The sequence below is a fragment of the Streptomyces sp. NPDC038213 genome, from assembly GCF_055600495.1.
On record NZ_JBVJYM010000028.1, the window covers coordinates 80,961 to 98,308 of the forward strand.

A 17,348-nucleotide genomic window follows, 5' to 3' on the forward strand; every position below is an offset into this window, starting at 1 on the left:
CCGGGGGAGGCCGCCGGGCGAGCGGGGCGCGGGCGCGTCGCGCCGCGCTCACCCGTCTGCCGCAGCCACGTCCCGCAGGAGCTGGGTGAAGGCGGCCTCGTCCACGACGGGGGTGCCGAAGGTCCGGGCCTTGGCGGTCTTGGAGGTGGCCGAGTCGGGGTCGTTGGTCACGAGCAGGCTGGTGAGGCGCGACACACTCGTCGCCACGTGCAGCCCGGCCTCGACCGCGCGGTCCTCCAGCAGCTCGCGGTCCACGGAGGTGTCCCCCGAGAAGGCGACCCGCATGCCCTGGCGCAGCGGCCTGCCGTCCTCGTACCGCCCGGGGTTCGGGTACGGGCACGGCGGGCGCTTGCGCGAGGGGCGCCAGCTGCCGCCGCCACCGCGGTAGGAGGCCTGCTGCCCGATCCGCGGGGCGGCGGGGGAGTCCGACCACTCGGTGAGCGGCCGGCATTCGAGCAGCGGCAGCCGCAGCCCGTCGCGCGCGGCCGCGTGCAGCGAGGGCCGGAAGGCCTCGGCCAGGACGCGGGCGTCGTCGAGGGCGTGGTGGGCGCGCTGCTGGACCACGCCGAAGTGCGCGGCGAGCGATTCCAGCTTGTGGTTGGGGAGCGGGAGGCGGAGCTCCTTCGATAGGGCGATGGTGCACAGCCGCTGACGGACCGGAGGGGCGTCGGAGGCCCGCGCGTACTCCCGGGCGATCATCTGCCAGTCGAACATGGCGTTGTGCGCGACGAGCACGCGGTCGGCCAGCCGCTGCGCGAACTCGCCCGCGATCTCCCCGAAGAGGGGGGCGTCCGCGAGCACCTCGGCGGTGAGCCCGTGGATCCAGACCGGGCCGGGGTCCCGCTGCGGGTTGACCAGCGTGTACCAGTGGTCCTCCACGTTGCCCCGCGCGTCCAGCCGGTAGACGGCCGCGGAGACTATCCGGTCGTCGCGCGCGAGCCCGGTGGTCTCCACGTCGACGACCGCGTACCCCTGCGGGTACGCGGCCGGCCAGGTCGTCTCTGCGGTCGTACGGTCGTCGAGCATGGTCACAGAGGATACGGGCCCGCACCGACACCCGTGGCCCGGACCTCGTACCCGGCCCCCGCCCGGCGGGGGCCGCCCCGCGCCGCCCGGCGGCCGCCGACCGGCCCGGTCCGCCGGGATCCGCGAAGGGGAACCCGGGCGCCCTACCGGGCGGGCCCGGTCAGCAGGGCCGCCACCAGGGACCGTACGGACAGCAGGAAGATCCGTTCGGGGTCGGCCGGGCGGGACAGGGAGCGGGACAGGGCCGGGTCGCCCGGGGCCGCCGCCGGGTCCCAGAGGCCGCCCTCGGCGGCTGCCGGGGCGGGGGAGCGCTCGCGGTTGCGCTCGACCAGGACGAAGCCGACCACCTGGAACTGCACCGCGCGGACGGCGTCGGCGGCCCGCGTGCCGTGCAGCCCGGCCGCGTGCACCTCGCGGACGAGCGCCTGCTGTGCGGGCAGAAACATCCGCTCGGTGAGGCCGCGTTCGTGGACCATCGCGATCAGGTGCGGGCGCTCGCGCAGCTCCTGGCGCAGCGAGCGGGCCACGGAGACGATCCGCTCGGCCGGGGTGCGGCCCGCGGGCCGGATCTCGCCCATCTCGCGGACGGTCCGCTCGACCAGGGCGTCGAGGAGGCACTCGCGGTTGCCGACGTGCCAGTAGATCGAGGTGACGGCCGTGCCGAGGGCGGCGGCGAGCCGGCGCATGGTCAGGGCGGCCGGTCCGTGCTGCCTGACCAGGGACGCGGCCGCCGCCAGGACGTCCTCGCGGGTGAGCTGGTTGCGCGCGGTCATGGGCTCCTCGCCTCCCCAAGGCATCTGGCGATCCGTCAGTTCTCTTTCGTGCAGGCCTCTTTACCCTTCATCGGCAGCGGTGTAACTGTGTTACAGAACCCCGCAGCGCCCACGGAGGAACACCGACCGAAGGGTGGTACGCCCATGGCACGCGTACGGTACGGCGCGCGCACCGAGGCCGAGATCGCGGCCTCCCGCGAGAAGAGCTCCAAGCTCCCCGACATCTGGTCCACCGGGGTGGTGGCCGTCTGGGAGACCGACCCCGACGTGGTGGCGGCCGTCCTGCCCCCGCCGCTCAAGCCCGCCGAACGCCCCCTCGTCCGCGCCAACATCAGCAGGGTGGACCTGACCGGCTACCCCCTGGGCGCCGGATCCGTCGCGGTCGCCGCCCGGCACGGCGGGGTCGAGGGCTGGTACCCGCTGGTCATGCCGATGACCCACGAGCGGGCCCTGACCGGCGGCCGCGAGGTCTTCGGCGAGCCCAAGAAGCTCGGCGAGGTCACCGTGGAGCGCGACGGCCTGGTCGTCCGCGCCGCCCTCGCCCGGCACGGCATCGCCTTCGTCGAGGTCCGCGGGGCCGTGGACCGCGCACTGCCGCTGCCCGAGCCGGTGGAGAAGACCGACTTCTACTTCAAGTTCCTCCCCGCCGTGGACGGTTCGGGCTTCGAGTCCGACCCGGTGCTCGTGCACTGCACCCGGCTGGAGAAGGTCCGCAGGCTGGAGTCCGTCACCGGCGACGTGGTCCTGCGCGAGTCCATGTACGACCCCGTGGCCGACCTCGCCGTACGCCGCCTCGTCGGCATCACCATCGGCGAGAAGACCACCGACCAGCGCGGCCGCGCCGTCGAGCGGGTCAGCGCCCAGGCCCTCCTGCCGTACATCCACCAGCGCTACGACGACCCCCAGCAGGTCCTCGACGGACCGCCCGAGGGGAGCGCCTGAGATGCGGCTCGAACCGGGTCAGACCGCCGTCGTCACCGGGGCCGCGAGCGGCATCGGACTGGCCATGGCCCGCCGCTTCGCCGCCGAGGGGCTCCGGGTGGTCCTCGCCGACGTGGAGGAGGGCGCCCTCGCCGCGGCCGGGAAGGAGCTGGCCGCCGCCGGGGCCGAGGTGCTCGCGCGCACCGTCGACGTCAGCGACCGCGACTCCGTCACCGCCCTCGCCGACGCCGCCTACGACACCTTCGGCGCCGTCCACGTCCTCTGCAACAACGCCGGGGTCGGCTCCGGCGCCGAGGGCCGCATGTGGGAGCACGAGCCCAACGACTGGAAATGGGCCTTCTCCGTCAACGTCTGGGGCGTCTTCCACGGCATCCAGGCCTTCGTCCCCCGGATGCTCGCCGGCGGCGCCCCCGGCCACGTCGTCAACACCTCCTCCGGCGACGGCGGCATCGCCCCCCTGCCCACCGCCTCCGTCTACGCCGTCACCAAGGCCGCCGTCGTCACCATGACCGAGTCCCTGTACGCCCACCTCAGGGCCGAGGACGCCCGGATCGGCGCCTCCGTGCTCTTCCCCGGCCCGCACATGCTGCGCACCGGCCTGTGGGAGTCCCACCGCAACCGCCCCGAGCGCTACGCCAAGCAGCGCCCGCGCAGGAGCCCGTACCGCACCCTCGACCAGTACGAGGCCGCGATGAAGGCCGCAGGCCAGGAGGTGCACTTCACCCCGGTCGAAGAGGTCGCCGCCCACGTCGTCGACGGCATCCGGGACGGACGCTTCTGGATGCTCCCCGCGAGCGAGCACAGCGACCGGCAGATCCGCGCCCGCTCGCAGTCCATGCTCGACCGCTCCAACCCCGCCTACCTGGAACGCTTCATCCTCGACTGACTCGACTGAGGGGCCCCCGTTGAGCGAGCACGCGAACGCCCGCCGGGAGGGCGCCGGGTACGAAGACCCGTACCTGGTCGTCTCCTCCGACTGCCACGCCGGACTGCCCACCGAGCAGTACCGGCCCTACCTCGACCCCCGCTTCCACCGCGAGTTCGACGAGTTCCTCGGCCAGCGCGACGCCCGCCGCGAGGAGGCCACCCGGCTCGGGGTGCGCAACGAGGCCTTCGCCGAGAAGTGGTTCCACGACCACGAGGAGGGCCTGCGCGGAGGCTGGGACACCGCCCAGCGCATCAAGGAGCTCGACGGCGACGGGGTGGCCGCCGAGGTGGTCTTCCCCGACGCCGACGCCGTGGACAGCCAGACCGCCGCCCCCTTCGGAGTGGGACTCGGCCTCTCCGGGGACCAGGACCCCGAACTCGGCATGGCCGGGGCGCAGGCCCACAACCGCTGGCTGGCCGAGTTCGTCTCCGAGCACCCCGAACGGCACTGCGGGGTGGCCCTGCTGCCCATCACGGGCGAGCCCGGAAAGGTCGTCGCCGAGATCCACCGGGCCAAGGAGTCCGGCCTCGGCGCCCTCATGATCCCCTCCATGTGGGTCGACAGGGCGCCGTACCACGACCGCCGCTACGACCCGGTCTGGGCCGCCGCCGCCGAGACCCGGATGCCGCTCGTCACCCACTCCGGGGCCGCGCCCCGCCACGAGTACGGGGACCACCTCGGCATCTACGTCTCCGAGGTCACCTGGTGGCCCGCCCGCCCCCTGTGGTTCCTGCTCTGGTCCGGGGTCTTCGAGCGCCACCCCGGCCTGAGGTTCGGCGTGGCAGAGTCGGGCTGCTGGTGGCTGCCCAACCAGCTGTGGTTCATGGACCGCCTCTACCTCGGCGCCCACGGCGGCAAGAAGCTCTCCCCCTTCGCCGAGCTCAAACGCCCGCCCAGCGAGTACCTCGACCGGCAGGTCTTCGTCTGCGCCACCAACACCAAGCGCCGCGAACTGGCCCAGCGCTACGAGATCGGCGTGGACAACATCCTGTGGGGCAGCGACTTCCCGCACCCGGAGGGCACCTGGCCGAACACCCGCCAGTGGCTGCGCAGCACCTTCCACGACATCCCCGTGGACGAGACCCGCCGGATGCTGGGCCTGGCCGCCGCCGAGGTCTTCGGCTTCGACACCGCGAAGCTGGCCCCCCTCGCCCGCCGCATCGGACCCACCCCCGCCGAACTCGGCCAGAGCCCCGACCAGGACGCCGTCGCCGCCTCCTGGGCCCGCTCCCGCGAGACCGGCCGGCACTGGCTGACCGGCGGCGACTTCCCCGTACTGGGGGTGGACAGGTGACCGCCGCGCACCCGGGGGACGAGCGCTACACCGTCATCTCCGCGGACTGCCACGCCGGCGCGGACCTCCTCGACTACCGCCCGTACCTGGAGAAGCGGCACCACGAGGCCTTCGACGCCTGGGCCGCCTCCTACACCAACCCGTACGAGGACCTCCTCGCCGACACCGCCGACCGCAACTGGAACTCCGACCGGCGCCTCGCCGAGCTGGAGGCCGACGGCATCGTCGCCGAGGTGGTCTTCCCCAACACCATCCCGCCGTTCTTCCCCAGCGCCTCGCTGATGGCCCAGCCGCCCACCCGCGCCGAGTACGAGCTGCGCTGGGCCGGGCTCCAGGCCCACAACCGCTGGCTCGCCGACTTCTGCGCGCTCGCCCCCGGCCGGCGCGCGGGCGTGGCGCAGATCCTCCTCAACGACGTGGACGCGGCCGTCGCCGAGATCCGCCGCACCGCGGCCGCGGGGCTCACCGGCGGGATCCTGCTGCCCGGGGTGCCGCCCGGCTCCCCGGTGCCCGAGCTGTACTCGCAGGCCTACGACCCGGTCTGGGCGGTCTGCGAAGAGCTCGGCGTCCCCGTCAACCACCACGGCGGCTCGGCCTCCCCGCCGCTGGGCGAGGAGCCCGCGGCGCGGGCGGTGTTCATGGTGGAGACCACCTGGTTCTCCCACCGGGCCCTGTGGCACCTGGTCTTCGGCGGGGCCTTCCGGCGCCACCCCGGCCTGAAGCTGGTCCTCACCGAGCAGGGCTCCGGCTGGATCCCCGGGGTCCTGGAGATGCTGGACTACTACCACGGCCGGCTCGTCGCCGCGGCGGGCCGGGCGCAGACCGCCGAGCGGAAGTTCGGCGCGGGACTGGCCGAGGCCATGGGCCGGGGGCCCAGCGAGGTCTGGCGGGAGAACTGCTTCGTCGGCGCCAGCTTCATGCGCCCGCACGAGGTGCCGCTGCGGGACCGGATCGGCCTCGACAAGATCATGTGGGGCAGCGACTACCCGCATGACGAGGGCACCACCCCCTACTCCCGCGAGGGCCTGCGCATCGCGTACGCGGGCCTGCCGAAGGAGGAGGTCGCGGCCATGGCCGGCGGCAACGCCGCCCGCGTCTACGGCTTCGACCTCGCCCTCCTCGACCCGATCGCCGCCGAACACGGCCCGACGGTCGCGGAGATCGCCCGCCCGCTCACCGAGATCCCGCCGGAGGCCTCCAGCCCGGCCTTCGCACCGGGGGGCTCGGTGCGGGTCTGGTAGCCCGGAGCCGCCCGCCGGGCCGGATCAGAATCCGCTGCGGATCCGGCCCGGCGGGAACAGGCTCGTCCCCAGCACCTGCGCCGTGCCCGACACGTCGACCACCAGGCCCTCCAGGTCCGCCAGCGGGGTCAGGTCGATCCAGTCCCCGCAGTCGTGCAGGCGCAGGTGCCGCAGCTCCGGCAGGGCCCGCAGCGGCTCCAGGCCCGAGACCAGGACCGACGAGCCCAGGTAGAGGGTGTTCAGGCGGCGGTGGCGCAGCAGGGAGGCCGTGTCCAGGCCGCTCTGGTCGAGCACCTGGAGCTGGCTCAGCGGCGGGAGCGGGGCCAGCCGCTCCAGCTCCCGGGCCTGCTCGTCCCCCGACACGGTCAGCCAGTGCAGCGACTCCCACTTCTCCAGCCCCGCCAGGCTCAGCCGCCGGGCGCCCTTGTACAGGCCCAGCCCGGTCAGCTGCGGCCCCGCCGGGATCTCACCGGCCGAGGCGTACCCGGGGTCGAAGTCGATGCCCGCGTGGGTCAGGTCCGCCAGCTCCGCGAGGGCTTCGAGGCCCAGGCCGTCGGGGAGCCGGTAGAGGTAGAGGGTGTTCAGCGGGAGCCCGCGCAGCCCGTCCAGGTCCACGGCCTGGCAGGCGTCGAGGCCCAGCAGCCGCAGCCGCGGCAGCCCGTGCAGCGGGGACAGGTCCCGCAGCCCCGGGTCGCTGCCGAGGTACAGCCGCTCCAGGCCCCGGTGGGCCAGGATCTCGGCCGGCAGGCCGTGCTCGCCCTCCAGGTGCACCCGGGTCAGGTGGTCCAGCCGCGGCAGCAGCGCCAGCTGCTCCGCCGTGTGCACCTGCAGGAACGCCTCCCCGAGCTCCGTCCCGGCGAGCACGGCCCCGGCGTACGGCTCCGCCTCGAAGCCCCGCCAGCCCCGCGAGCGCTCGTAGCAGACGCGAAAGCGCAGGTCCGCGCGGAAGCCCGCGATCACCTCCAGGGCCCGGGGCCCGCCCACCAGGGCCGCGGTGCGCACGGTCGCCGCCGCCTCCTCCTCGGTCAGGTCCACGGGCTCCGGCAGCATCTCCAGCACCAGCTCCCCGGCCTTGGCCACCTCCTCGGCCTGCTTCTCCGTCCGCGGCGGCATCAGGGTCGCCGTCCGGGCGCCGATCTCGGCCCGCACGCCGGGGTCCAGCTCGGGCGCGTGCTCCAGGCAGGCCGCGGCGAGCAGCACCAGGCGGCTGCGGTAGCGCTTGGAGCGGTCCGCCCGGCGCAGCAGCTCCCGCAGCAGGTACGCCCGCTCGTCGGCACGGGCGTGGCCCACCGCCATCCGCACCACGTCGTCCCAGCGGTCGTCGTAGGCGTTGCGGGCCAGCACCCCGAAGTCCCGGGTCTCGACGGCCTCCTTCGCCCCGAGGTAGTCGAGGAAGGTGCGGTGGACGAAGTCCACGGCTCCCGGGGTCGGCTCGCGCAGCACCCCGCTGCGGATCAGCAGGTGCGAGAAGACCTGCTCGGCACTGCCCTGGGCGCGGACCTGCGGCATGGCGTCCAGCCAGCGGTCCACCATCTCCACCGCCTCCTGCCGCGAGCCCTCCCGCTGGTCGTTGCGGATCATCCAGTACGCGAACCGCTGGAGCAGCAGCACCTGCTCGTCGCGGGTGAGCTCGACCCCCTCCACCCCGTTGATCTCCCGCTCGGTGTCCCGCCGGACGAGCAGCAGGTCGAGCGCCGCGTCGTACAGCTCCTTGCGGGCGCGCGGGAGCTGCATCCGCCGGTCGCGGTTCAGGGCGCACAGCAGGGCGCACATCAGCGGGTTGGTGGCCAGCCGCCCCAGGTCCCGGCGGGATTTGACCGCTTTCAGCAGCGAGGACTCGTACCGGTCCAGGGAGGGCAGGTCGGCGGCCGCGTCCTCCTGGCGGGCCGCCGCGTGCCAGTGCCCGATGAAGGTGCGGATGTCGGCGCGGTCCATCGGAAGCAGCGAGTGGGCGGTGAACCCGTGCCGGGCCAGCCACCCGTCCGGTACCGCGGAGGGCCGGGTGGTGACCACGTACCGGGCCTGCGGGTACGCGGCGATCAGGTGCCGGAGCCAGTCCTCGGCGTACCGCCGCATCCGCTGCGGCACCTCGTCCACCCCGTCCACGAGCACCAGCGCGCGCCCCCGGGCGAGCAGGTCCTCCACCCAGCCCGCCGGGGCGGCCCCCGCCATCGGGACCGCCGCGGCCCGCAGGAAGTCGCCGGGGGCGGGCAGCACCCCGGGGGAGTTGAAGGACCGCAGCCGCAGGACGAAGGGCACGCACCGGTTCCAGTCGCGCAGTTCGCCGCCGAAGCTGCGGCGGGCGGAGTTCAGGGCGAGCCACTGGACCAGCGTGCTCTTGCCCGAGCCCGCCGGGCCCCGTAACAGCAGCCGGTCCGCTCCGGCGAGCGCCTGCTCGGCCTTGACCTTGGCGGGGGTGCCCGGCCCCGGCACCCCCGGCGCGCCCGGCGGCCGGGCCTCCCCGCTGACGGCGAGGCTGATGTACGCGGCGTCCAGGGGCCACTCCTGCCGCCCCCGGCCCAGCGTCAGCCCGAAGAGCTCCAGCCGGGACTGGGTCGCGGCGGTGTAGGCGGCGTACGCCTCCTCGAAGGCGTGGGCGGCGGAGCCGGGGGCCGGGCCGAGGCGCTCGCCGACGCCGTCGAGGGCGCGGGCCAGGTCGCCGGTGCGCCGGACCAGCTCCACGCCGGTGCGGGCGCCGAAGCCGGGCAGGGTGGTCGCGTACTCGACCACGTGCCGGCAGCACAGGCCGACCAGTTCGGCGTACGCGCCCTCCCCGGCCGCGCTCAGCCCGGCCCCCGGCGGGGTGTGCGCCCGGACGGCCGCGGCCAGCCGCTCCGGGTCGAGGTCGGCCGCGTACAGGGCCGCCGGGTCCAGGGTGCCGAGGCCCGCGAAGGCCTCCCGGACGGTCTCGGCGACCGCCTCGCGCTCGTGCGCGGGCAGCCGCTCGCAGGGGCCCCGCAGGCGGTCGGCCAGCCCGCGGGCGAGCCGCTCCACCTCCGGCCCGCCCAGCTCTGCGGGGCGCCGCCAGCGCGGGGCGGGGGCGGCCGGGTCCCGGGCCAGCCCGGCGCCGGGCTCCCGGCCGAAGAGCGATTTCACGAGCATCCCCGCGGCCGTGCCCGCGGCCTTGAGCAGTACCGTCTCCCACCCCGTCACGAGGCCCCCCTCCCCTTGGGTGGTCCAGTATCGGCCGGGCCGCGGGGGCCGCACAGGGGAACGGCGCGAGACGGCTGCTAACCGCCGGTAACTTCCTTCAGTACTGATTGGTAACAACCCCTGGCGGGGCCTCCGAACCGCCTCTATGGTCCTTCCATGCCGAACCTCCCCGATGTCGTGCTCTGGTCCATACCGGCCTTCGTGCTGCTCACCGTCATCGAAGCCGTCAGCTACCGGCTCCATCCCGACGAGGACGCCGCGGGCTACGACACCAAGGACGCCGTCACCAGCCTGAGCATGGGCATCGGCAGCATCGGCTTCGACCTCCTGTGGAAGATCCCCGTGCTCGCGATCTACACGGCGGTCTACGAACTGACCCCGCTGCGCGTGCCGTTCCTCTGGTGGACCGTCCCGCTGATGCTCCTCGCGCAGGACTTCCTCTACTACTGGCAGCACCGCGGACACCACGTGGTCCGCATCCTGTGGGCCTGCCACGTGGTCCACCACAGCAGCCGCAAGTTCAACCTCACCACCGCCCTGCGCCAGCCCTGGACCAGCGCCACCACCTGGCCCTTCTACCTGCCGATGATCGCCCTCGGCGTACACCCGGCCGCGGTGGCCTTCTGCTACTCGCTCAACCTGCTCTACCAGTTCTGGATCCACACCGAGCGGATCGGCAAGCTGCCCCGGCCCGTCGAGTACGTGTTCAACACCCCCTCGCACCACCGGGTCCACCACGCCTCCCAGGGCGGCTACCTGGACCGCAACTTCGGCGGGATCCTGATCCTCTGGGACCGCGCGTTCGGCTCCTGGACCGGCGAGACCGACAAGCCCGTCTACGGACTCACCAAGAACATCACCACGTACAACCCGCTGCGCGTGGCCACCCACGAGTACGCCGCCATCGCCCGAGACGTCCGCGCCGCCCGCAGCTGGCGCGAGCGGGCCGGGCGGGTGTTCCGCGGTCCGGGCTGGAGCCCGGACGCGCAGCCCGCACCCGCGACCGGGCCCACCGGGCCCACCGGGCCCGCCGCCGTACCCGCCCCCGCCGCCACCGCACCGGAGCGTGCCGCGTGACCACCACCCCCGCCGCCCCGGCCCCCGGCGCAGCCGCCCCCGCCCCCGGCCGCGAGCGGCTCGGCCGGGCCCTGCTCGCCGCCTTCGGCGCGGCCGCCGCGGCCGACCTCGGCTCGCTGCTCGCCGACTGGCACACCGGGCACGTGCTCTTCAAGCCGCTGCTGATGCCGCTGCTCGTGGCGTACGTCCTGACCCGGCGCGGCCCGCGGCTGCTGGCCCTCGCCCTGCTCTTCGGCTGGGGCGGGGACGTGGCCCTCCTCTTCGACGCCGAGACCGCCTTCCTGATCGGGATGGGCTCCTTCGCCTTCGGGCACGTCTGCTACCTCGTCCTCTTCGGCCGGGGCCGCACCTCGCCCGCCGCCGGCGCCGGGTACGCCGTCGCCCTCGTCGCCACCGTGGCCCTGCTCTGGCCCGACCTCCCCGCCGACCTGCGGATCCCCGTGGCCGGATACAGCCTGCTGCTGACCGCCATGGCCTACCGGGCCGGGGCCCTCGGCCGCACCGCCGGCATCGGCGGCGCGCTCTTCCTGGTCTCGGACACCCTCATCGCCACCGGCGTGGCCGAATGGCCCCAGATGCCCCGCCCCGACTTCTGGATCATGCTCACCTATCTGGCCGCCCAGTACCTCCTGGCGCAGGGCACCCTCCGGTCGCAGGCGTACCGTAGGGAGGTCGCACCCGACACCTCCGCATGATCCGCACACCCCGCGGATCCGCACCCGCCCGGCCCAGAAGGACAGCACCATGCGCGCCACCGTCATCCACGCCCCGCACGACATCCGCGTGGAGGAGGTGCCCGACGCCGCCGTCCGCGAGCCCGGCGACGCCGTCGTCCGCGTCCTGCGCGCCTGCATCTGCGGCAGCGACCTGTGGGCCTACCGCGGGCAGGCCCAGCGGCAGCCCGGCCAGCGCATCGGACACGAGTTCCTCGGAGTGGTCGAGGAGACCGGCCCCGGGGTGTCCGGCCTGCGCGCCGGCGACCTGGTCGTCGCCCCCTTCATGTGGTCCGACGGGGTCTGCGCCTACTGCACCGAGGGCCTGTACACCTCCTGCGTGCACGGCGGCTTCTGGGGCTCCGTGGGTCACGACGGCGGCCAGGGCGAGGCCGTCCGCGTCCCGCACGCCGACGGCACCCTCGTCAGGCTGCCCGCCGACGCCGCCTCCGACGAGCGCCTCCTGACCGCCCTGCTCGCGCTCTCCGACGTCATGGGCACCGGCCACCACGCCGCCCTCGGCGCGGGCGTGCGCCCGGGCTCCACCGTCGCGGTCGTCGGCGACGGGGCCGTCGGCCTGTGCGGGGTCCTCGCCGCCCGCCGGCTGGGCGCCGAGCGCATCATCGCCCTGGGCCGCCACACCGCCCGTACCGACATCGCGCGCACCTTCGGCGCCACCGACGTGGTCGCCGAGCGCGGGGAGGCCGCCGAGGCCGCCGTCCGCGAGCTCACCGGCGGCCAGGGCGCCCACGCCGTCATCGAGGCGGTCGGCACCGAGGAGTCCATGCGCACGGCCGTGAACATCACCCGCGACGGCGGCTCCGTCGGCTACGTCGGCGTCCCGCACGGCAGCGGCACCGGACTCGACCTCGGCGTCATGTTCGACCGCAACATCAGCCTGCGGGGCGGGGTCGCGCCGGTCCGCGCGTACATCCCCGAGCTGCTCGCCGACGTGCTCGCCGGCACCATCGACCCCTCCCCGGTCTTCGACCGCTCCGTCTCCCTCGACGAGGTCCCGCAGGGCTACGCGGCCATGGACGACCGCAGCGCCCTGAAGGTGCTCATCACCCCGTGACCGTCTGAGCCGGGCACCGGCAGCGGGCACGGCGGAGGGGCCGGGCGGATGGATTCCGCCCGGCCCCTCCCCCTTACCGGGTACTGCGGGTGCTGCCCGCGCGTGCTACTTGACGGCGCGCAGGGCGTTGACCAGGCCGGCGCCGTAGTAGCCGGTCTGGCCCCACTTGCTCGCGCAGGTGGTGGCGTCGACCAGGGCGCCGGTGGCGTCGTAGATCTTGGTCGGGCAGGCCAGCTTGTCGGCCTGGTTCTTCAGCATCCGCTGGAGCTGCGAGGGGGTCGCACCGGGGTGCTTGCTCTTCAGCAGCGCCGCGACACCGGCGACGTGCGGGGCGGCCATCGAGGTGCCCTGCTTGTAGCCGTATCCGCCCGGGACGGTCGACAGCACGCGGCCGTTGGCGTCCGGGGTGGCAGGGACCTGCCACTTGTCGCCGCCGGGGGCGGCGACGTCGGCGACGCCGAGCCCGTAGTTCGAGAAGTACGAGCGCAGGTTCTGGTCGCCCGTCGAGGTGACGGTGACCACGCCCGGGAGCTGCGTGGGCAGGTCCAGGCAGACCTTCGGGTCGATGGTGCGCGGCACCGGGACGGTGTCGTTCGGGCTGGTGTTGTCGACCAGCTCGTCGGCGGCGAAGTCCATGTTGGAGTTGCCGGCCGCGGCGACGTTCAGCACGCCCTTGCGCTCGGCGTACTTCGTCGCGCGGGCCAGGGCCTCCACGAGGGCCTTCTGGTCGTCGTCCGTCTTGCAGTTGAAGTACCAGGGGTCCACGTAGTAGCTGTTGTTCGTCACCTCGATCCCCTTCTCGGCGGCGAACATGAAGCCGCAGACCACGGCCTCGGTGAAGAACAGGCTCGTGGCCGGCTCGCTCACCTTGATCGCGGAGACCTTCACGCCGGGCGCGACACCGGCCATGCCGATGCCGTTGCGCGGGGCGGCTATGGTGCCCGCCACGTGCGTGCCGTGGTCGCTGCCGTCGGCGTACGGGCGCCAGGCGCCCTCGGAGGTGTCCGCGACACCGCCGACGCAGTTGGCCGACTGCTCCTTGGAGAAGTTGGGGGCCAGATCGGGGTGGGTGTCGTCGACACCCGTGTCGATGACGCCGACCGTGACCTTCTTGCTGCCATCGTTGATCTTGTGCGCCTGGTCGGCCTTGATCGAACGAAGGTCCCACTGGTTGGGCTCGAGCGGCTCCTGGCCCGGGGCCGCCTCGGCGGCCGCCCTGGCCGCGTCCGCGGCGCTCAGCTTCTGGGTCGTGCCCTCTTCGTGGGTCTGGACCGGCTGCAGCGGGGCGGTGCGGGTGGCGCCGGCCGAGGCCACGCCCTTGGCGGTCCGGATGGTCTTGGCGAACTCCGGGTTCTGCGAGTGGGCGACGATCACGCCGATCTTGTCGTACGCGATCACGACCGTGCCGCCGGCCCGCTCGATGGCCTTCTTGACCTGCTTCACCTGGCCGTACGGGCCGAGGTTCACCACGTACGACAGCTTCGGGCCGGTGGTGTCAGCGGCGCGGGCCACCGTGTCCTGCGGGGCGGCCGAGGCCGTGACCGCGGGGAGGAAGCCGAACGAGGCCGTGAGCGCCAGGCCGACCGGCACGGCGAGTGCGCGGCGGCGTCGGGACCCGAGATGAGCCATGGGTTCTCCACATCATCCGTGAAAAAGCCGTCCTCCCGCGGGTTGCGGTGGACGGGTACATGACGAGTGAAGCTAGCGCCGATCTTCCCGCCGAAGCAACGAATTCCGACAGAAAAAACTGGTGTTGAACCGTTCTCTGCTGCCATCCGTGCCGTTGTCAGCAGGGGATGCGCTCACATCGTCTCCCCGGAGGTCGCTTTGTCGCTTTATCCCGCCGCACCCGCCCCGCAAGGAGAGTCCGTGACCGCCGAAGCACCGCCGCCCCCGGGCGAACCGGACGCAGCACCGGACGCAGCACCGGCCACCGCGCCGGGCGCCCCCTCGGCCGAGGAGTTCGCCCGGGTCCAGCAGAGCCCCGAGTTCGCCGAACTGCGCCGCTCCTACCGTTCGTTCGCCTTCCCGCTGACCGTCGCGTTCATCTCCTGGTACCTGCTGTACGTCCTGCTGTCGAACTACGCGGGCGGGTTCATGGGGATCCGGCTCTACGGGAACGTCAACGTCGCCCTCGTCCTCGGCCTCGGGCAGTTCGCCACCACCTTCCTCATCGCCTGGTGGTACTCCCGCCACGCCGCCGCCCGCCTCGACCCCCGGGCCGAGGCCATCAAGGCCCGTATGGAGGCCGCGGAATGAACCCCCTGCTCGCGGCCGGATCCGCGGCCGAGCACCGCCCGCTGATCATCACCCTCTTCGGGCTCTTCGTGGCCGGCACCCTGGTCATCACCATCTGGGCCGGCCGCCAGACCAAGGGCGCCGCCGACTTCTACGCCGGCGGCCGCCAGTTCACCGGCTTCCAGAACGGCCTGGCCATCTCCGGCGACTACATGTCCGCCGCCTCGTTCCTCGGCATCGCCGGCGCCATCGCCCTCTTCGGCTACGACGGCTTCCTCTACTCCATCGGCTTCCTGGTCGCCTGGCTCGTGGCCCTCCTGCTGGTCGCCGAACCCCTGCGCAACTCCGGCCGCTACACGATGGGCGACGTCCTCGCGTACCGGATGCGGCAGCGGCCCGTCCGTACCGCCGCGGGCACCTCGACCATCGTCGTGTCCATCTTCTATTTGCTCGCGCAGATGGCCGGCGCCGGAGTCCTCGTCTCCCTGCTGCTCGGCATCACCAGTGACGGGGGCAAGGTCGCCATCGTCGCGCTGGTGGGCCTGCTGATGATCGTCTACGTCTCCATCGGCGGGATGAAGGGCACCACCTGGGTGCAGATGGTCAAGGCCGTCCTGCTCATCGCGGGCGCCCTGCTCATCACCTTCCTCGTGCTCCTGAAGTTCGACTTCAGCGTCTCCGAGCTGCTCGGGCGGGCCGCCGAGAACAGCGGACAGGGCGCCGCCTTCCTGGAGCCCGGCCTGAAGTACGGGGCCAGTGCCACCTCGAAGATCGACTTCCTCTCCCTGGGCCTCGCCCTGGTCCTCGGCACCGCGGGCCTGCCCCACATCCTGATCCGCTTCTACACCGTCCCCACGGCCAAGGCCGCCCGCAAATCCGTGAACTGGGCCATCGGGATCATCGGCGCCTTCTACCTGATGACCATCGCCCTCGGCTTCGGCGCCGCCGCCCTCCTCGACCGGGACGCGATCACGGCCTCCAACAAGGCCGGCAACACCGCCGCCCCCATGCTCGCCGAGGCCGTCGGCGGCGGCAGCGGGTCCACCGGGGGAGCGGTCCTGCTCGCCGTGATCTCCGCGGTCGCCTTCGCCACCATCCTCGCCGTGGTCGCCGGCCTCACCCTCGCCTCCTCGTCCTCCTTCGCCCACGACCTCTACGTGAACGTGATTCGCAAGGGCAACGCGACCGAGAAGGAGGAGGTACGGGCCGCCCGCTGGGCCACCGTCGGCATCGGGGCGGTGGCCATCGGCCTCGGCGCCCTCGCCCGCGACCTCAACGTCGCCGGCCTGGTCGCCCTCGCCTTCGCCGTCGCCGCCTCCGCCAACCTCCCCACGATCCTCTACAGCCTCTTCTGGAAGCGGTTCACCACCCGCGGCGCCCTCTGGTCCATCTACGGCGGCCTCGTCTCCTCCGTGGTCCTCGTGCTCTTCTCCCCGGTGGTCTCCGGCAAGCCCACCTCGATGTTCAAGAACGCCGACTTCTACTGGTTCCCCCTGGAGAACCCCGGGATCGTCTCCATCCCGCTCGGCTTCCTGCTGGGCTGGCTCGGCACCGTCCTGTCGAAGGAGGAGCCCGACGTAGCGAAGTACGCGGAACTGGAGGTCCGCTCGTTGACCGGAGCGGGAGCCCACTGAGATCCTCCGGACACGCAGGGTGGCCGCGTCGTAGGTCCCTACGACGCGGCCGCGTTACGTCTCGTTCATTCGGGCATCCCTTCCCGACACATGCGTCACGTAGGCTCGAAGCAGCGTGGAAACCTGGAATCAGCGCGGAAACCTCTATGAATCCGGACAGGGGAGGGGGCCCTCAGTGCTCATCGACACCTATGGCCGAGTCGCCACCGACCTGCGGGTCTCGCTCACGGACCGGTGCAACCTCCGCTGCACCTACTGCATGCCCGAAGAGGGCCTGCAGTGGCTCGCGAAGTCCGACCTGCTCACCGATGACGAGATCGTCCGCCTCATCGGCATCGCCGTCACCGAGCTGGGGGTCACCGAGGTCCGCTTCACCGGCGGGGAGCCCCTCCTGCGCCCCGGCCTGGTCGGGATCGTGGAGCGCTGCGCCGCCCTCGCCCCCCGCCCCAGGATGTCGCTGACCACCAACGGCATCGGCCTCAAGCGCACCGCCGCGGCCCTCAAGGCCGCCGGGCTCGACCGGGTCAACGTCTCGCTGGACACCCTGCGCCCCGAGGTCTTCAAGACCCTCACGCGCCGGGACCGCCACAAGGACGTCATCGAGGGCATGGCCGCGGCCCAGGAGGCCGGGCTGACCCCCGTCAAGGTCAACGCCGTCCTGATGCCCGGGCTCAACGACGACGAGGCCCCCGACCTGCTCGCCTGGGCCGTGGACCACGGCTACGAGCTGCGCTTCATCGAGCAGATGCCCCTCGACGCCCAGCACGGCTGGAAGCGCGACGGCATGATCACCGCCGGGGACATCCTGGCCTCGCTGCGCACCCGCTTCGAGCTCACCGAGGAGGGGGCCGTCGAGCGCGGCTCCGCCCCGGCCGAGCGCTGGATCGTCGACGGCGGCCCCGCCACCGTCGGCGTCATCGCCTCCGTCACCCGCCCCTTCTGCCGGGCCTGCGACCGCACCCGCCTCACCGCGGACGGCCAGGTGCGCACCTGCCTCTTCGCCACCGAGGAGTCGGACCTGCGGGCCGCCCTGCGCTCCGGTGCGCCGGACGCGGAGATCGCCCGGCTGTGGAAGGTCGCGATGTGGGGCAAGAAGGCGGGGTCCGGCCTCGACGACCCGTCCTTCCTGCAGCCCGACCGCCCGATGTCGGCGATCGGCGGCTAGGCCCAATGCTGGTGACTTAGATGTTCTGTGCTCGTTGGTTGTGGTGTGGCGAGGGTGGGGCAGGTCAAGTCGCCTGCGGGTGAGCGGTT

14 protein-coding genes are annotated in these 17,348 nt (G+C 73.3%); 10 read left to right on the top strand and 4 right to left on the bottom strand.

The window, feature by feature from the left end:
- Positions 1 to 48 precede the first annotated feature (48 nt).
- Both ACZ7JZ_RS28765 and ACZ7JZ_RS28770 read right to left on the bottom strand, forming a co-directional pair.
- Positions 49 to 1,032 (bottom strand): DEDDh family exonuclease, encoded by a 984-nt coding sequence (locus ACZ7JZ_RS28765; protein ID WP_470944245.1) that lies wholly within the window; start codon positions 1,030 to 1,032, stop codon positions 49 to 51.
- Positions 1,033 to 1,169: 137 nt separating this feature from the next.
- Positions 1,170 to 1,799, bottom strand: coding sequence for a TetR/AcrR family transcriptional regulator (locus ACZ7JZ_RS28770; protein WP_470944247.1), 630 nt, complete (start codon positions 1,797 to 1,799; stop codon positions 1,170 to 1,172).
- A 144-nt stretch (positions 1,800 to 1,943) separates the two neighbouring features.
- Here ACZ7JZ_RS28770 and ACZ7JZ_RS28775 point away from each other — a divergent pair, with 144 nt between their 5' ends.
- Genes ACZ7JZ_RS28775 through ACZ7JZ_RS28790 form a run of 4 tightly spaced genes read left to right on the top strand, consistent with a single transcriptional unit; the run spans position 1,944 to position 6,204 of the window.
- The gene (locus ACZ7JZ_RS28775) at positions 1,944 to 2,741 is read left to right on the top strand and encodes an acetoacetate decarboxylase family protein (protein ID WP_470944250.1); all 798 of its coding nucleotides are present in this window, start codon (positions 1,944 to 1,946) and stop codon (positions 2,739 to 2,741) included.
- 1 nt (position 2,742) lies between these two features.
- A complete protein-coding gene (locus tag ACZ7JZ_RS28780; protein WP_470944252.1) occupies positions 2,743 to 3,627 on the top strand; it encodes an SDR family NAD(P)-dependent oxidoreductase in 885 nt (294 codons plus the stop codon).
- Positions 3,628 to 3,646: 19 nt separating this feature from the next.
- The gene (locus ACZ7JZ_RS28785; protein WP_470944255.1) at positions 3,647 to 4,963 is read left to right on the top strand and encodes an amidohydrolase family protein; all 1,317 of its coding nucleotides are present in this window, start codon (positions 3,647 to 3,649) and stop codon (positions 4,961 to 4,963) included.
- On the top strand, positions 4,960 to 6,204 hold the full coding sequence (locus ACZ7JZ_RS28790) for an amidohydrolase family protein (protein ID WP_470944256.1): 1,245 nt from the start codon (positions 4,960 to 4,962) through the stop codon (positions 6,202 to 6,204). The genes ACZ7JZ_RS28785 and ACZ7JZ_RS28790 overlap by 4 nt, the downstream gene beginning before the upstream one ends.
- 24 nt (positions 6,205 to 6,228) lie before the next feature.
- Here the strand turns inward: ACZ7JZ_RS28790 and ACZ7JZ_RS28795 are convergent, their stop codons facing one another.
- Positions 6,229 to 9,357 carry an NACHT domain-containing protein gene (locus tag ACZ7JZ_RS28795; RefSeq protein WP_470944258.1) on the bottom strand — a complete coding sequence of 1,043 codons (3,129 nt, stop codon included), beginning with the start codon at positions 9,355 to 9,357 and terminating at the stop codon, positions 6,229 to 6,231.
- Between the two features lie 156 nt (positions 9,358 to 9,513).
- Between ACZ7JZ_RS28795 and ACZ7JZ_RS28800 the strand changes: the two genes are divergently transcribed.
- From ACZ7JZ_RS28800 to ACZ7JZ_RS28810, 3 genes are read left to right on the top strand one after another with little or no spacing between them, the layout of a single operon-like run.
- On the top strand, positions 9,514 to 10,434 hold the full coding sequence (locus ACZ7JZ_RS28800) for a sterol desaturase family protein (RefSeq protein WP_470944259.1): 921 nt from the start codon (positions 9,514 to 9,516) through the stop codon (positions 10,432 to 10,434).
- Positions 10,431 to 11,129 (top strand): lysoplasmalogenase, encoded by a 699-nt coding sequence (locus tag ACZ7JZ_RS28805; RefSeq protein WP_470944261.1) that lies wholly within the window; start codon positions 10,431 to 10,433, stop codon positions 11,127 to 11,129. Before ACZ7JZ_RS28800 ends, ACZ7JZ_RS28805 begins: the two co-directional genes overlap by 4 nt.
- Positions 11,130 to 11,178: 49 nt before the next feature.
- Positions 11,179 to 12,222 carry a zinc-dependent alcohol dehydrogenase family protein gene (locus ACZ7JZ_RS28810; RefSeq protein ID WP_470944264.1) on the top strand — a complete coding sequence of 348 codons (1,044 nt, stop codon included), beginning with the start codon at positions 11,179 to 11,181 and terminating at the stop codon, positions 12,220 to 12,222.
- 105 nt (positions 12,223 to 12,327) lie between these two features.
- Here the strand turns inward: ACZ7JZ_RS28810 and ACZ7JZ_RS28815 are convergent, their stop codons facing one another.
- Positions 12,328 to 13,851, bottom strand: a complete 1,524-nt coding sequence (locus tag ACZ7JZ_RS28815; protein ID WP_470944267.1) for a S8 family peptidase — start codon at positions 13,849 to 13,851, stop codon at positions 12,328 to 12,330.
- A 240-nt stretch (positions 13,852 to 14,091) separates the two neighbouring features.
- Here ACZ7JZ_RS28815 and ACZ7JZ_RS28820 point away from each other — a divergent pair, with 240 nt between their 5' ends.
- The 3 genes from ACZ7JZ_RS28820 to moaA all read left to right on the top strand — a co-directional run bounded on the left by ACZ7JZ_RS28820 (position 14,092) and on the right by moaA (position 17,259).
- Positions 14,092 to 14,481 carry a DUF485 domain-containing protein gene (locus ACZ7JZ_RS28820; protein WP_470944269.1) on the top strand — a complete coding sequence of 130 codons (390 nt, stop codon included), beginning with the start codon at positions 14,092 to 14,094 and terminating at the stop codon, positions 14,479 to 14,481.
- Positions 14,478 to 16,094 carry a solute symporter family protein gene (locus ACZ7JZ_RS28825; protein WP_470944271.1) on the top strand — a complete coding sequence of 539 codons (1,617 nt, stop codon included), beginning with the start codon at positions 14,478 to 14,480 and terminating at the stop codon, positions 16,092 to 16,094. Before ACZ7JZ_RS28820 ends, ACZ7JZ_RS28825 begins: the two co-directional genes overlap by 4 nt.
- Before the next feature lie 175 nt (positions 16,095 to 16,269).
- Positions 16,270 to 17,259, top strand: coding sequence for a GTP 3',8-cyclase MoaA (gene moaA / locus ACZ7JZ_RS28830; RefSeq protein ID WP_470944273.1), 990 nt, complete (start codon positions 16,270 to 16,272; stop codon positions 17,257 to 17,259).
- The last annotated feature ends 89 nt before the right edge of the window (positions 17,260 to 17,348 follow it).

Coding starts and splice junctions, on each gene's coding strand:
- ACZ7JZ_RS28770 (WP_470944247.1), bottom strand. CDS start 1,799: ATGACCGCGCGCAACCAGCTCACCCGCGAGGACGTCCTGGCGGCGGCC.
- ACZ7JZ_RS28775 (WP_470944250.1), top strand. CDS start 1,944: ATGGCACGCGTACGGTACGGCGCGCGCACCGAGGCCGAGATCGCGGCC.
- ACZ7JZ_RS28780 (WP_470944252.1), top strand. CDS start 2,743: ATGCGGCTCGAACCGGGTCAGACCGCCGTCGTCACCGGGGCCGCGAGC.
- ACZ7JZ_RS28800 (WP_470944259.1), top strand. CDS start 9,514: ATGCCGAACCTCCCCGATGTCGTGCTCTGGTCCATACCGGCCTTCGTG.
- ACZ7JZ_RS28810 (WP_470944264.1), top strand. CDS start 11,179: ATGCGCGCCACCGTCATCCACGCCCCGCACGACATCCGCGTGGAGGAG.
- ACZ7JZ_RS28815 (WP_470944267.1), bottom strand. CDS start 13,851: ATGGCTCATCTCGGGTCCCGACGCCGCCGCGCACTCGCCGTGCCGGTC.
- ACZ7JZ_RS28825 (WP_470944271.1), top strand. CDS start 14,478: ATGAACCCCCTGCTCGCGGCCGGATCCGCGGCCGAGCACCGCCCGCTG.